The sequence below is a fragment of the Serratia sp. Ae19-1 genome (assembly GCF_059801225.1).
This window is the reverse complement of sequence record NZ_JBCHWD010000007.1, coordinates 113,105-126,918: the sequence shown is the minus strand read 5'-3', so window position 1 is coordinate 126,918 and position 13,814 is coordinate 113,105. Positions and strand designations below refer to the sequence as shown.

Sequence of the window (13,814 nt, the reverse complement as noted above, 5' to 3'; positions counted from 1 at the left end):
AATTCCCATGCAATTGCGTAAAACACTCTTGGTCGGACTGGTTTCCGCTGCCTTGCTGAGTGGTTGCTCGCTGTTTAACAGCGAAGAAGACGTGGTTACCATGTCGCCGTTGCCGAAAGTTGAAAATCAGTTTACGCCGAACAAGGCGTGGAGCACCTCGGTGGGCGACGGTATCGGTGAGTATTACTCCCACCTGCGTCCGGCCTATCAGGACAGCACCATTTACGCCGCCGATCGCTTCGGCATCGTGAAAGCGATGGACGCCGACAGCGGCAACGAGAAGTGGAAGGTCAATCTCTCCGAGAAAACCGGTTTCTTCTCCAGCAACCTGTCTGCGCTGCTGTCGGGCGGCCTGACGGTCGCGGGTGACAAGGTTTACGTCGGCAGCGAAAAAGCGGTGGTTTACGCATTGAACACCGCCGACGGCGCCATCGCCTGGCAGACCAAAGTGGCCGGCGAAGCGATCTCCCGTCCGGTTGTCAGCGACGGCATGGTGCTGGTGCATACCTCCAACGGCATGCTGCAGGCGCTGAACGAAGCCGACGGTGCGGTGAAGTGGACGGTTAACCTGGATATGCCTTCGCTGTCGCTGCGCGGTGAATCCGCGCCGGCCGTCGCCTTTGGCGCCGCCATCGTCGGCGGTGACAACGGCCGCGTCAGCGCGGTGCTGATGCAGCAGGGCCAGATTATCTGGCAACAGCGCATCTCTCAGCCGAGCGGCGCAACCGAAATTGATCGCCTGAACGACGTGGACACCACGCCGGTGATCGTTGACGGCGTGGTCTACGCGCTGGGTTACAACGGCAACCTGACGGCGCTGGATCTGCGTTCCGGTCAGATCATCTGGAAACGCGAACTGGGTTCGGTGAATGATTTCATCGTCGACGCGGGCCGCATCTACCTGATCGACCAGAACGATCGCGTGGTGGCGCTCAGCACCGAAGGCGGTGTGACCGTGTGGACGCAGAGCGATCTGCTGCACCGTAACCTGACGCCGCCGGTGATGTATAATGGTTATCTGGTGACCGGTGACGCCGAAGGCTATCTGCACTGGATCAACACCACCGATGGCCGTTTTGTCGCCCAGCAGGAAGTGGACAGCTCCGGCTTCCTGTCTGCGCCGATGGTGGCCAGCGACAAGCTGGTCATCCAGGCTCGCGGCGGGAAAGTTTACGCTTTCACCCGCTAACGCCGCTCGTCGTGACCCTTCTTGCACCCGAAAGCTTTCGGGTTGCAGCCAGGCGGCAAGCGCATGAGTCCTCGGGAGCTTAGTGAACTGAGTGACCAGAGCGAAGGTGCGCAGACAACGCCGCTGTGGCGCGAAAGATGAAGGGGAAAACGGCTCCTGAGTGTTCAGGGGCCGTTTCGTATTTTATAAGCTGCACCGCTGGTGTCTATCCACAGTGCAGTAACGCATTGATTATTAAGTAATGAGGCTTCAACAATGATACCTGTCGTCGCGCTGGTCGGGCGCCCGAATGTGGGTAAATCCACCTTGTTCAACCGTTTAACCCATACGCGCGATGCGCTGGTGGCGGATTTCCCGGGGCTGACGCGTGACCGCAAGTATGGTCGTGCTGAAATCGAAGGCAATGAATTCATCATCGTCGATACCGGCGGTATCGACGGCACCGAAGACGGCGTAGAAACGCGCATGGCCGGTCAGTCGCTGCTGGCGATCGAAGAAGCGGACATCGTGCTGTTCATGGTCGACGCCCGCGCCGGCCTGATGCCGGCGGATCAGGGCATTGCCCAGCACCTGCGCAGCCGCCAGAAGGCGACCTTCCTGGTAGCCAACAAAACCGACGGTCTGGATCCGGACACCGCCACCGCTGATTTCTATTCGCTCGGCCTGGGTGAAGTGTTCGCTATCGCCGCTTCTCACGGCCGCGGCGTGACCCAGCTGATCGAACACGTGCTGGTGCCGTTCGTGCCGGAAAAACCGGAAGACGTCGAGCTGACCGAGGAAGAGGCCAACGCCGCTTACTGGGCCGAGCAAAACGGTGAAACGCTGGAAGGCGAAGAAGACGAAGAGCCGGAAGAAGAGTTCAATCCGCAGGATCTGCCGATCAAGCTGGCGATCGTCGGCCGCCCGAACGTAGGTAAGTCTACGCTCACTAACCGCATCCTCGGCGAGGAGCGCGTGGTGGTGTACGACATGCCGGGCACCACCCGCGACAGCATCTATATTCCGATGGTGCGCGACGAACGTGAATACGTGCTGATCGACACCGCCGGGGTGCGTAAACGCGGCAAGGTGACGGAAACCGTCGAGAAATTCTCGGTGATCAAGACCCTGCAGGCGATTGAAGACGCCAACGTGGTGCTGCTGGTGATCGACGCGCGTGAAGGCATTTCCGATCAGGATCTCTCGCTGCTCGGCTTTATCCTCAATAGTGGGCGCTCACTGGTGATTGCGGTCAACAAGTGGGACGGCATGAGCGAAGAAGATCGCGAGCACGTGAAAGAGATGCTCGATCTGCGTCTGGGCTTCGTCGACTTCGCGCGCGTGCACTTCATTTCCGCGCTGCACGGCAGCGGCGTCGGCAACCTGTTCGAATCGGTACAGGAAGCCTACGAGTGCGCAACCCGTCGCGTAAACACCTCGATGCTGACCAAAATCATGCAGATGGCGGTTGACGATCATCAGCCGCCGTTGGTGCGCGGCCGCCGTGTGAAGCTGAAATATGCCCACGCCGGCGGTTACAACCCGCCGATCGTGGTGATCCACGGCAACCAGGTCAGCGATCTGGCCGATTCCTACAAGCGCTATCTGATGAACTACTTCCGCCGCTCGCTGAACGTGATGGGGACGCCGATCCGCATCCAGTTCAAAGAGGGTGACAACCCGTTCGCCGGCAAACGCAACCTGCTGACGCCGACCCAGATGCGCAAGCGCAAGCGCCTGATGAGCCACCTGAAAAAGAGCAAGTAATTGCTCATGAGGGGCGCGGCAGTGATGCCGCGCCCCTTTTTTATTGGCCCGAAATCGTTTTATTATCTGAAGATTACCTTGCCTGCCTGAAGGAACACCATGTCCTGGGAAACCTGGAGTTTTGCGTTCAACGTCACCGTGCCGAATCTGTTAATGATGCTGCTGGGGATCCTGCTGCGCCATTGGCGCCTGATGGATGATCGCTTCGTCGACGGCGCGACCCGCCTGGTGTTCAATCTGGCGCTGCCGTGCCTGCTGTTTTTCAGCATCGCCACCAACCACCCGCAGCTGCTCGGTAACCTGCCGCTGGTGCTGTTCGGCGCACTCGGCACGCTGGCGACCTTCCTGCTCTTGGAGCTGGCGGCCAGGTGGCTGGTGAAAGAGCCGCGCGAGCGCGGGGTATTCGTGCAGGGCGGTTTCCGCGCCAATACCGCCATCGTCGGCCTGGCCTACGCCATGACCGCCTATGGCAGCGAAGGCATTGCGCTCGCCTCGCTGTACCTGACGGTGACGGTGATCCTGTTCAACGTGCTGTCGGTCATCACCCTCACGCGCAGCCTGCAGGGCGGACAGGGCAAGAAAATCAGCCACCTGTCGCTGCTGCGCAGCATCGTCACCAACCCGCTGATCATCGGCCTGGTGTGCGGGTTGGCGTATGCGCAAACCGGGCTGGGCATCCCGGCCGTGATTCGCCAAACCGGCAGCTATATCTCCGCGCTGTCGCTGCCGCTGGCGCTGCTGTGCACCGGCGCCAGCCTGGATTTTCGCGCCATGTTCCGCTCGTCCAACGTGGCGGCGCTGTCGTCGGCGGCGAAGCTGTTTCTGGTGCCGTTCCTGATGACGCTGGCCGGCTGGCTGTGCGGGTTCCAGGGCGCGGCGCTGGGGATTATTTTCCTGTTTTCCGCCACGCCGACCGCCTCAGGCAGCTATGTGATGACGCGCGCCATGGGCGGCAACGCCACGCTGGCGGCCAATATTATCGCCATCACCACCGTCGGTTCGTTCTTCACCACCGCGTTGGGGATCTATTTCCTGCGCTCATGGGGCGCGATTTAATTTGGGAGTCGTTATGGAAGCGCACTGTCCGCAATGCCGTCAGACCATGAATTGGGTAGCGGGTCACTACCATTGTGAAGCCTGTCAGCGCGATTATCGGCAGCTGGCGAGCTGCCCGGAATGCGGGCAGCCGCTGCAAGAATTGAAAGCCTGCGGGGCGGTGGATTACCTGTGCCAGAACGGGCACGGGCTGATCTCCAAAAAGCGGGTGAATTTCAGTTATCAGCCGCTGTAAGCCCTCACTCATCCACCTGGCCGGTTTTCCACAGATCCACCAGCGCCTGCGGCGCGCTGCTCTCCGGGATTAACAGCACGATCTCGCTGCTCAGGGTGGGGCTGGTGTAGTTGATCTGCACGCGGTAGTAGCGCTGGTCGCCGCAGCCGGGGGAGGCGGGTTGGCCTTCTTCCTGCGCATAGGGCAGTGTCTGGTTCAGCAACTGATTCAGACGCTGCCGCTGCTCCGGCGTGATATCGGCCAGCGCGATGCGGCGCTGGCCCGCCAGTTTGGGAATGTAGGCGAAGCCTCCCTCGCGCGCCAGCTCAATGACCGTATCCTGATTGAGCGTCGGCAGCGGTTTCATTATTCCACCCCCACCTGATGCCAGGCTTGCTGCACCTTGTCCGCCACGCTCTGATCGAAACGCGCTTGCGCATGTTTCACCGTGGCGCGGGCAAAGGTGGCGAAGTCGGCGTTTTGCGGCAGCGCTTTGTCGCACACCGTGTCATACCAAACGTAGCCGGCTTTCTCCCAGGCGAAGCCGCCCAGGGCGGTTGCCGCCAGGTAGAAGGCGCGATTGGGAATGCCGGAGTTGAGGTGCACGCCGCCATTGTCTTCCTTGGTCTGAATATAATCCTGCATGCTGGCGGGCTGCGGGTCCTTGCCCAGCAGCGGGTCGTCGTAGGCAGTGCCGGGCGCCGACATCGAACGCAGCCCTTTGCCTTTGATGCCCTTGGCGAGCAGCCCGGCACCGATCAGCCAGTCGGCTTTATCGGCGGTTTGCTGCAGATGGAACTGCTTGACCAGCGAGCCGAACACGTCGGACAGCGATTCGTTGAGCGCCCCGGATTGTTGGTAGTAGATCAGCCCGGCTTCGCTCTCGGTCACCCCGTGCGCCAGCTCGTGGCCGACTACGTCGATGGCGATGGTGAAACGGTTGAAGATCTCGCCGTCGCCGTCGCCGAACACCATCTGCTGGCCGTTCCAGAAGGCGTTCTGGTACTCCTTGCCGTAGTGCACGCTGCCGGTCAGCGGCAGCCCTTTATTGTCCAGCGAATTGCGGCGGTAGGCCTGCCAGAAGAAATCGTAGGTGACGCCGAGGTAGTCGTAGGCTTCGTCCACCGCCACGTCGTGGTTGCTGGGTTGCCCCTCTTTGCGCACCTGTTTGCCGGGCAGTTGGGTGCCGTTTTGGGCGTCGTAGATATCGCGGATCGCTTCACCGGCTCTGGCGTTCTTTTCGGTTGGTGAACGCAGCGGCTTGTTGCCGAGCAGGCTTTGCACGTGGTTCAGGGTGTGCAGCGCGCAGTCGCGCTGCGGGGCGTTGCCGTGTTCAATGATGCGGCGCAGCATGTAGGGAGGAATGACGGAACGCATGCGCTGGGCTGACATAGTGGCTCTCCTTAGGCAAAAATTTTACCTCATCGAATGAATGCACTGAGCCTAAGTGTAGTCTACTCGTCATAAAGCCTGTGGTTATGCGTGCTCACCGCAGGCGCGCTCTTGTGCGGGCTGACGCGCCGCACTGAGGCGCGCACCGCCAGCCGGCCGTGCAGCAGCAGATTGCACGGCGGCGCGTCGGGGCGCAGCATGCGCCGCTGCAGCAGCTGGATCGCCTCGTAGCCCAGCTCATCGCGCGGCACCTGCACCGAGGTCAGCGGCACGTCGTGGATTTCCGCCAAGTTGAAGCCGTCGGTGCTCATCACCGAGACGTCGCCCGGCACGCTCAGCCCCAGTTTATTGAGCGCCTTGACCGCCCCGACCGCCATGTAGTCGCCGCCGGCCAGGATCGCCGTCGGCAGCGGGGCGCGGTTCAGATAGGTGGTCAGCGCCTGCTCGGCCTCTTCGCTGCCGAAGCCGGAGGTGGTCACCAGATGGCGGCCATCGTCGAACGGCAGGTGATGCCGATCGTAGGCCTGGCGGATGCCCGCCAGCCGCAGCTCCATGGTGTGGCGGCGCAGGCACTGCAGATTGAGGATGTGGCTGTGCCCCTGTTGGAACAGGTAGCTGGCGGAGTAGTCGCCGATCAGCTGATGATCCGGCGAAACGCTGTCCAGCCGCATCTGCCGATCGCTGCAGTTAATCAACACGCACGGCTTGTGCAGGTCGGCGGCCAGAGTGTGGATATGCTCGTCGTCGATGCCGATGAGCAGCGCCGCTTCGGTATGCGGATCGCTCATTTTTTCCAGAAACAGCGCGCCGTCGCTGTGCTGCTCTTCCAGCCCGCAGTAGCGGATGCGCACCTCGTGCTGCATCAGCGCGGCGGCGATGCCCTGAATGACCTTGTAATAGAAGATATCGGTGCGCACGTCGAACGCGCGCTGCGGCGCGAACACCATCACGTTGTTCAGCATCAGCCGGCCGCTGGAAATGCCCTGCAGAATGCCGTTTTGCTGCGCACAGTCCAGCACCTTGCGGCGCGCCTCGGCGCTGGTGTTGGCCTTGCCCGCCAGCACGCGCGAAACGGTGCTGATCGACAGCCCGGTTTGGCGGGCGATCTCCTGGATTTTCAGCTTTCCGTTCATTTTGTGATCTCCTTCAAATTCATCCGTGAGAATATTTTCACTGCGGCTTTTCAGCATCTTGACCGGCTTTGCCGGCCATTATGACTATTTTTTCACCCGCCTGTGAAAATCTTTGCAAAAAACCCCGTTTCGCTGTGCGCTATCGCTGAGTAGTCTGCATTGGTACACCAATTTTGGCGACCTGTCAGTCCAATTTTAACGGTGTGCAAAAAAGAAAACAAAAAATAAATCATGGGGTTGTGAATGTCCGTCGGCCGACGATACGGCGCCGACCCGTTTTCACCGCTCCTTTTTTGATAGCGCAACGTACCTACCGAAACGCGCGTCGTCGTAACCGGCGGCCGCGGGGAGAGAATCGATGAGTGTGGAGATCAATCAGGCGGTCGTGCAGAGCGGCCGGCGCAAGTTCAAATCGCTGCGCTGGTGGATGCTGGCGCTGTTCTTGCTGGGCGTCACGGTCAACTACATCACCCGCAACTCGCTGGGCATTCTGGCGCCGGAGCTGAAAACCAGTCTGAACATGAGCACCGAGCAATACGCTTGGGTGGTGGCCTCGTTCCAGCTGGCCTACACGGTGTTTCAGCCGATCTGCGGCTGGCTGATCGACGTGATCGGCCTGAAGATGGGCTTTTTGATCTGCGCCGGCATTTGGGCGGTGGTATGCATGCTGCACGCCGGCGCCGGCAGCTGGCTGCAACTGGCCATTCTGCGTTTCTTCATGGGGGGCGCGGAGGCGGCGGCCACCCCGGCCAACGCCAAGGCGATCTCCGACTGGTTCCCGAAGAAGGAACGGCCGATCGCCGCCGGCTGGGCGGGCGTCGGCTTCTCCATCGGCGCCATGCTGGCACCGCCGATCATCGTCATTGCTCACGTCTCCTTCGGCTGGCAGGGGGCGTTCCTGTTCTCCGGCGGGCTGGCGCTGATCTGGGTGGTGCTGTGGTGGCTGTTCTACCACTCGCCGCAGCAGCACCCGAACCTCAGCCAGCAAGAGCTGGATCTGATCCGCGAAGACAACGAACCGGTGCTGCCGAAGCTGCCGTTCCTCACCTCGTTGGCCAGCCTGTGCAAGAACAAGAAATTCTACGGCATCGCTATCCCGGCCTTTCTCGCCGAGCCGGCCTGGGCGGTATTCAGCTTCTGGGTGCCGCTATACCTGGCCACCGAACGCGGCATGGATCTGAAACAGATCGCGATGTTCGCCTGGCTGCCGTTCCTGGCGGCGGACATCGGCAGCGTCGCCAGCGGTTATCTCACCACCCTGTACCGCAAGTGGTTCGGCTGCAGCCGCGTCAACTCGGTGGTCGCCAGCTCGGTGACCGGCGCCTTCCTGATGGTGTCGCTGGCGTTCGTGGCGATCACTCAGGATCCCTATGTGGCGATCGCGCTGATCTCGATCGGCGGCTTCGGCCACCAGGTGATCTCCTGCATGCTCAGCGCACTGGTGGTGGAGTCGTTCGATAAAAACCAGATGGCGACGGTCAACGGCATGCGCGGCTCCAGCGCTTGGATCGCCAGCTTCCTGTTCACGCTGCTGATCGGCGCGGTGTCCGACACCATCGGCTTCAACCCGCTGTTCATCGCCATGGGCTTCTTCGATCTGATCGGCGCTGTGTTCCTGATTGCCCTGATCGCCGAGCGCGGCGGTAACAAAACACCTTCACACAGCTAAGTGGAATACTTATGAAAACGTTGAAAAACTGGACGTTGGTGGCGCAGCATGCCGACCATATTGAGCTGCTGGTCGATGAACGCCACCGCTTCTGTCTGTACGTGCTGGAAAAAGATCTGTTCCGCGTGCTGATCAAACGCGACGGCGAGCTGGCGCTGGATCGCACCTGGAGCATCGCGCCGCAGGAGGATGTGCCCTGGGAGGGGCGCGAGCGGCTCAGCGTCGCCGGTTTCAGCCTGCCGGGCTATCAGCTGCGCCAGGCGGGCGATCGGTTGGTGGTCAGCACGCCGCTGCTGCGCGTGACGGTGCATCAGCCGCTGTGGCTGGCCTGGGAGTATTGCAACGCCGCCGGCGAATGGCGGCCCTTGGCGGCGGATCGGCCGACCAGCGCCTACCTGCTCAATGCGCACGGCGACGGTGTGGCGCACTACCAGCGGCGTTTCGCCGATGAGCGCTATTACGGCCTGGGAGAGAAAGCCGGCGATCTGGAGCGCACCGGCCGCCGCTTTGAGATGCGTAACCTGGACGCCATGGGTTACAACGCCGCCAGCACCGATCCGCTGTACAAGCACATTCCGTTCACCATCACCCGCGGGCCGGAGGCGAGTTTCGGCCTGTTCTACGATAACCTGAGCAGCTGCTGGCTGGATCTGGGCAACGAGATCGACAACTACCACGCGGCCTATCGCCGCTATCAGGCCGAAGCGGGCGATCTGGATTACTACCTGTTCCTCGGGCCGCAGGTACTGGACGTCACCAAGGCCTTCGTGCGCCTGACCGGCCGCACCCACTTCGGGCCGAAGTGGAGCCTGGGCTACAGCGGTTCGACCATGCACTACACCGACGCGCCGGACGCCCAGCAACAGCTGCAGCAGTTCATCGCGCTGTGCCGCCAACACGCCATTCCCTGTGACTCCTTCCAGCTGTCGTCGGGCTACACCTCGATCAACCACAAGCGCTACGTGTTCAACTGGAACTACGACAAGGTGCCGCAGCCCAAGCTGCTCAGCCAGGCGTTTCACGACGCCGGCCTCAGGCTGGCGGCCAACATCAAGCCGTGCCTGCTGCAGGATCACCCGCAGTATCGGGAGGTGGCGGCGCAGGGGCTGTTTATCCGCGACTCGCAAAGCGACGCGCCCGAGCGCTCCAGCTTCTGGGACGACGAAGGATCGCACCTCGACTTCACCAACCCGGCGGCGGTGCGCTGGTGGCAGCAGGGCGTCACGCAGCAGCTGCTGGAGATGGGCATCGACTCGACCTGGAACGACAACAACGAGTACGAAGTGTGGGACGGCGAAGCGCGCTGCCATGGCTTCGGGCGGCCGATCGCCATCAAGCATATCCGCCCGGTGATGCCGCTGCTGATGATGCGCGCCTCGATGGAGGCCCAGCAGCGCTTCGCGCCGCAGAAGCGGCCGTACCTGATCTCGCGCTCCGGCTGCGCCGGCATGCAGCGCTATGTGCAAACCTGGAGCGGCGACAACCGCACCAGTTGGCAGACACTGCGCTACAACATCCGCATGGGGCTGGGCATGAGCCTGTCCGGGTTGTATAACCTCGGCCACGACGTCGGCGGCTTCTCCGGCGACAAACCGGACGCGGAGCTGCTGGTGCGCTGGGTGCAAAACGGCGTGATGCATCCGCGTTTCACCATTCATTCCTGGAACGACGACGCCACGGTCAACGAGCCCTGGATGTACCCGAGCGCCACCCCGGCGGTGCGCGAGGCGATCAACCTGCGTTACCGGCTGCTGCCGTATTTCTACACCCTGTTGTGGCAGGCCTGCGCTGACGATGAGCCGATGCTGCGCCCGACCTTCCTCGACCACGAACAGGATGCGCGCACCTTTGGCGAGAACGACGATTTTCTGATCGGCCGCGATCTGCTGGTGGCCAGCGTGGTGGAGCCGGGGCAGCGCCGGCGTTCGGTATATCTGCCGGACAACGGCGAAGGCTGGTACTGCTTCTACAGCGGCCAGTGGTTCGGCGGCGGCCAGACGGTGACGCTGGCGGCACCGCTGGAGCGTTTGCCGCTGCTGGTGCGCGCCGGGGCGGCGCTGCCGTTGTCGCAGCGGCTGGCGCATGTGGACGTGGCCGCCGACGATCGGCGCGAGCTGCGGCTGTTTCCGCTCAAGGGCTGCGGCGTGAGCAGCGGGCTGTTGTTTGAGGACGACGGTGAAAGCGAAGGTTGGCGGCAGGGCGATGCGCTGTGGCTGCGCTGGGAAATGCGCTGCGACCATCAGCGCATCATGCTGGATATCGCGACGGAAGGGCGTTTCCGCCCGGCCTGGCGCACGCTGGCGCTCAGCCTGCCGGAAGGCGAAACGCGCGCGCTGTGGGTGAACGGCGAACCGGGCCAGCGCTTTACGCTGGGGTAGGGGCTATTCGGCCGCGCGTTTCTTGCGCGGCTTTTTGGCGACGGTGATGGTTTTCACCTCGCTTTCCACCCAGCCATCCTGCAGACGGGTTTTCAGCAATTCGCCGACCTGCGCCTGTTTGGTGGTTTTCAGCAGTTCGCCGCGCGGGGTTTGCGTCACGCTGTAGCCGCGCGCCAGCGTCGCCAGTGGGCTGACGGTCTCCAGCTGGCTGCAGGCCACGCCGAAGCGCTGACGGTAGGCGTTGAGCTGCCGCTCCATCGCCTGCTGCAGACGGTATTCCTGCTGCTGCACGCGCTGTTGGTAGCGGTGAATGCGGCCCTGCGGCTGCACCTGCGCCAGCCGTTGCTGGGCGCGCTCGCTGCGGCGGGCGGCCAGGCGCAGCTGTTGCTGCATGCCGTCTTCCATCCGGCGCTGCAGCTTGAACAGCAGCGTCTGCTGGCGCGCCAGGCGCAGATGCGGATGCTGCTGCTGTAAACGGTGGTGAATGCGGGTGAACTGCTGCTGGCGCTGCGCCAGGTAGTAATCCATCGCCATCTCCAGCCGCTGCTGCTGCGACTGCAGCTGGCGCAACAGCTCGAGCTGATTGCGGCTGACCAGTTCGGCGGCGGCGGATGGGGTCGGCGCGCGCAGGTCGGCAACGAAGTCGGCGATGGTGACGTCGGTTTCATGACCGACGGCGCTGACGATCGGAATGCGGCTGGCGAAGATCGCCCGCGCCACGCGTTCGTCGTTGAAGCTCCACAGATCCTCCAGCGAACCGCCGCCGCGGCCGACGATCAGCACGTCGCATTCGTCGCGGCGGTTGGCGGTCTCGATGGCGCGCACGATCTGCATCGGCGCTTCCGCGCCCTGCACTGAGGTGGGATAGATGACGATCGGCAACGACGGATCGCGCCGCTGCAATACCTGCAGAATATCGTGCAGCGCCGCGCCGCTGGCGGAGGTGATCACCCCGACGCGTTTGGCCGGGGTGGGCAGCGGCTGCTTGAACTGCTGATCGAACAGCCCTTCGGCGCTCAGGCGCTGTTTCAGCTGCTCGAACTGTTGCTGCAGCAGGCCGTCGCCGGCGGGCTGCATGCTCTCGGCGATCAGCTGGTAGTCGCCGCGCGGTTCATACAGCGTGATACTGGCGCGCACCAAGACCTGTTGGCCGTTTTGCGGCCGGAAGGTGACACGGCGGTTGCTGTTGCGGAACATCGCGCAGCGCACCTGAGCGCGGTCGTCTTTCAGCGTGAAATACCAGTGACCGGAGGCGGGCTGGGAGAGGTTGGAGATCTCGGCGGAGAGCCAAATCTGCCCCATTTCCATTTCCAGCAGTTGGCGAACCGTCTGATTAAGGCGGCTTACGGTAAAAATGGAAGGCGAAACAGGTAGCGTCATGTGACCCAGATCAAATTTCAAAACAATCACTTAATTGGTCGATACTACATGGCTGAAAAAGGTAATCAAGACTTTTTGTAAGAAAGTGCTGGAGGCAACCGATTCCGCTCTGTATAATGCCGCGGCAATATTTTATCTTTTTCACAGCCCACCCTGGTGAGATATTGCCCATGCTACGTATCGCTAAAGAAGCTCTGACGTTTGACGACGTCCTCCTGGTTCCAGCCCACTCCACGGTTCTGCCTAACACTGCAGAGCTCGGCACCCAACTGACCAAAACCATCCGCCTGAACATCCCTATGCTGTCCGCAGCCATGGATACCGTTACCGAATCCGGCCTGGCCATCGCGCTGGCGCAGGAAGGCGGCCTGGGCTTCATCCACAAAAACATGTCCATCGAGCGTCAGGCTGAAGAAGTCAGCCGCGTGAAGAAACATGAAAGCGGCGTAGTCACCGACCCGCAGACCGTTACCCCAACCACCACGCTGCAGGAAGTGAAAGAGCTGACCGCGCGCAACGGCTTCGCCGGTTACCCGGTCGTTACCGAAGACAACGAGCTGGTCGGCATCATCACCGGCCGCGACGTGCGCTTCGTGACCGATCTGACCCAGCCGGTCACCGCGGTCATGACGCCGAAAGATCGCCTGGTCACCGTGAAAGAAGGTGAAGCGCGCGACGTGGTGCTGCAGAAGATGCACGAAAAGCGCGTAGAGAAAGCGCTGGTGGTGGACGACAGCTTCCACCTGCTGGGCATGATCACCGTTAAAGACTTCCAGAAAGCGGAACGTAAGCCGAACGCCTGTAAAGACGAGCACGGCCGTCTGCGCGTAGGCGCGGCGGTTGGCGCCGGTGCCGGCAACGAAGAGCGCGTTGACGCGCTGGTGGCGGCGGGCGTTGACGTTCTGCTGATCGACTCCTCGCACGGTCACTCCGAAGGCGTATTGCAGCGCATTCGCGAAACCCGCGCCAAATACCCGGATCTGCAGATCGTCGGCGGCAACGTCGCGACCGCAGCGGGCGCCAAAGCGCTGGCTGAAGCCGGCGTGAGCGCGGTGAAAGTGGGTATCGGCCCTGGCTCTATCTGCACCACCCGCATCGTGACCGGCGTGGGCGTGCCGCAGATCACCGCCATCGCCGACGCGGTGGAAGCGCTGGAAGGCACCGGCATCCCGGTTATCGCCGACGGCGGCATCCGCTTCTCCGGCGACATCGCCAAAGCGATCGCCGCAGGCGCATCCTGCGTGATGGTTGGCTCCATGCTGGCGGGCACCGAAGAATCCCCGGGCGAAATCGAGCTGTATCAGGGCCGTTCGTTCAAATCTTACCGCGGCATGGGCTCGCTGGGCGCGATGTCCAAAGGCTCTTCCGACCGTTACTTCCAGACCGATAACGCCGCCGACAAACTGGTACCGGAAGGTATCGAAGGCCGCGTGGCCTATAAAGGCATGCTGAAAGCCATCGTGCACCAGCAGATGGGCGGCCTGCGCTCCTGCATGGGCCTGACCGGCTGCGCCACCATCGACGATCTGCGCACCAAGGCGGAGTTCGTGCGCATCAGCGGCGCCGGCATTCAGGAAAGCCACGTGCATGACGTGACCATCACCAAAGAGTCACCGAACTACCGCATGGGCTAATGCCTTAACCTCTCCTGAGTGAG

At 62.2% G+C, this 13,814-nt stretch carries 11 protein-coding genes; 7 read left to right on the top strand and 4 right to left on the bottom strand.

Going from position 1 to position 13,814, the window contains the following annotated elements; all coding sequences use genetic code 11:
- Positions 1-7: 7 nt before the first annotated feature.
- From bamB to AAIE04_RS19550, 4 genes are all read left to right on the top strand, one after another.
- Positions 8-1,189 carry an outer membrane protein assembly factor BamB gene (bamB, locus tag AAIE04_RS19565; protein WP_019452356.1) on the top strand — a complete coding sequence of 394 codons (1,182 nt, stop codon included), beginning with the start codon at positions 8-10 and terminating at the stop codon, positions 1,187-1,189.
- Positions 1,190-1,444: 255 nt separating this feature from the next.
- The gene (gene der / locus AAIE04_RS19560; protein ID WP_019452357.1) at positions 1,445-2,935 is read left to right on the top strand and encodes a ribosome biogenesis GTPase Der; all 1,491 of its coding nucleotides are present in this window, start codon (positions 1,445-1,447) and stop codon (positions 2,933-2,935) included.
- Positions 2,936-3,034: 99 nt separating this feature from the next.
- Complete coding sequence (locus AAIE04_RS19555; protein ID WP_498577553.1) at positions 3,035-3,991, top strand: AEC family transporter; 957 nt, start codon at positions 3,035-3,037, stop codon at positions 3,989-3,991.
- 13 nt (positions 3,992-4,004) lie between these two features.
- Positions 4,005-4,226 (top strand): zinc ribbon domain-containing protein, encoded by a 222-nt coding sequence (locus AAIE04_RS19550; protein WP_498577552.1) that lies wholly within the window; start codon positions 4,005-4,007, stop codon positions 4,224-4,226.
- Positions 4,227-4,230: 4 nt separating this feature from the next.
- On the opposite strand, the gene AAIE04_RS19545 is transcribed toward AAIE04_RS19550, so the two are convergent.
- The 3 genes from AAIE04_RS19545 to AAIE04_RS19535 all read right to left on the bottom strand — a co-directional run bounded on the left by AAIE04_RS19545 (position 4,231) and on the right by AAIE04_RS19535 (position 6,730).
- Entirely contained in the window at positions 4,231-4,572 is a 342-nt protein-coding gene (locus AAIE04_RS19545; RefSeq protein WP_019452360.1) for a protealysin inhibitor emfourin, read from the bottom strand.
- Positions 4,572-5,597 (bottom strand): M4 family metallopeptidase, encoded by a 1,026-nt coding sequence (locus AAIE04_RS19540; RefSeq protein ID WP_019452361.1) that lies wholly within the window; start codon positions 5,595-5,597, stop codon positions 4,572-4,574. Before AAIE04_RS19540 ends, AAIE04_RS19545 begins: the two co-directional genes overlap by 1 nt.
- Before the next feature lie 62 nt (positions 5,598-5,659).
- Entirely contained in the window at positions 5,660-6,730 is a 1,071-nt protein-coding gene (locus AAIE04_RS19535; RefSeq protein WP_025159557.1) for a LacI family DNA-binding transcriptional regulator, read from the bottom strand.
- Between the two features lie 358 nt (positions 6,731-7,088).
- Here AAIE04_RS19535 and AAIE04_RS19530 point away from each other — a divergent pair, with 358 nt between their 5' ends.
- Both AAIE04_RS19530 and AAIE04_RS19525 read left to right on the top strand, forming a co-directional pair.
- The gene (locus AAIE04_RS19530) at positions 7,089-8,399 is read left to right on the top strand and encodes an MFS transporter (protein WP_019452363.1); all 1,311 of its coding nucleotides are present in this window, start codon (positions 7,089-7,091) and stop codon (positions 8,397-8,399) included.
- An 11-nt stretch (positions 8,400-8,410) separates the two neighbouring features.
- Positions 8,411-10,777 (top strand): glycoside hydrolase family 31 protein, encoded by a 2,367-nt coding sequence (locus AAIE04_RS19525; protein WP_498577551.1) that lies wholly within the window; start codon positions 8,411-8,413, stop codon positions 10,775-10,777.
- Between the two features lie 3 nt (positions 10,778-10,780).
- Here AAIE04_RS19525 and xseA read toward each other — a convergent pair whose 3' ends face one another.
- A complete protein-coding gene (gene xseA, locus AAIE04_RS19520; protein WP_154747522.1) occupies positions 10,781-12,157 on the bottom strand; it encodes an exodeoxyribonuclease VII large subunit in 1,377 nt (458 codons plus the stop codon).
- 170 nt (positions 12,158-12,327) lie between these two features.
- Here xseA and guaB point away from each other — a divergent pair, with 170 nt between their 5' ends.
- A complete protein-coding gene (gene guaB, locus AAIE04_RS19515; protein WP_026036091.1) occupies positions 12,328-13,791 on the top strand; it encodes an IMP dehydrogenase in 1,464 nt (487 codons plus the stop codon).
- Positions 13,792-13,814 lie beyond the last annotated feature (23 nt).

Bases quoted from the DNA above. Each gene is read 5' to 3' on its own strand.
- bamB (WP_019452356.1), top strand. From the start codon at position 8: ATGCAATTGCGTAAAACACTCTTGGTCGGACTGGTTTCCGCTGCCTTG.
- guaB (WP_026036091.1), top strand. From the start codon at position 12,328: ATGCTACGTATCGCTAAAGAAGCTCTGACGTTTGACGACGTCCTCCTG.
- AAIE04_RS19525 (WP_498577551.1), top strand. From the start codon at position 8,411: ATGAAAACGTTGAAAAACTGGACGTTGGTGGCGCAGCATGCCGACCAT.
- AAIE04_RS19555 (WP_498577553.1), top strand. From the start codon at position 3,035: ATGTCCTGGGAAACCTGGAGTTTTGCGTTCAACGTCACCGTGCCGAAT.
- AAIE04_RS19530 (WP_019452363.1), top strand. From the start codon at position 7,089: ATGAGTGTGGAGATCAATCAGGCGGTCGTGCAGAGCGGCCGGCGCAAG.
- xseA (WP_154747522.1), bottom strand. From the start codon at position 12,157: ATGACGCTACCTGTTTCGCCTTCCATTTTTACCGTAAGCCGCCTTAAT.
- AAIE04_RS19550 (WP_498577552.1), top strand. From the start codon at position 4,005: ATGGAAGCGCACTGTCCGCAATGCCGTCAGACCATGAATTGGGTAGCG.
- AAIE04_RS19545 (WP_019452360.1), bottom strand. From the start codon at position 4,572: ATGAAACCGCTGCCGACGCTCAATCAGGATACGGTCATTGAGCTGGCG.
- AAIE04_RS19535 (WP_025159557.1), bottom strand. From the start codon at position 6,730: ATGAACGGAAAGCTGAAAATCCAGGAGATCGCCCGCCAAACCGGGCTG.
- AAIE04_RS19540 (WP_019452361.1), bottom strand. From the start codon at position 5,597: ATGTCAGCCCAGCGCATGCGTTCCGTCATTCCTCCCTACATGCTGCGC.
- der (WP_019452357.1), top strand. From the start codon at position 1,445: ATGATACCTGTCGTCGCGCTGGTCGGGCGCCCGAATGTGGGTAAATCC.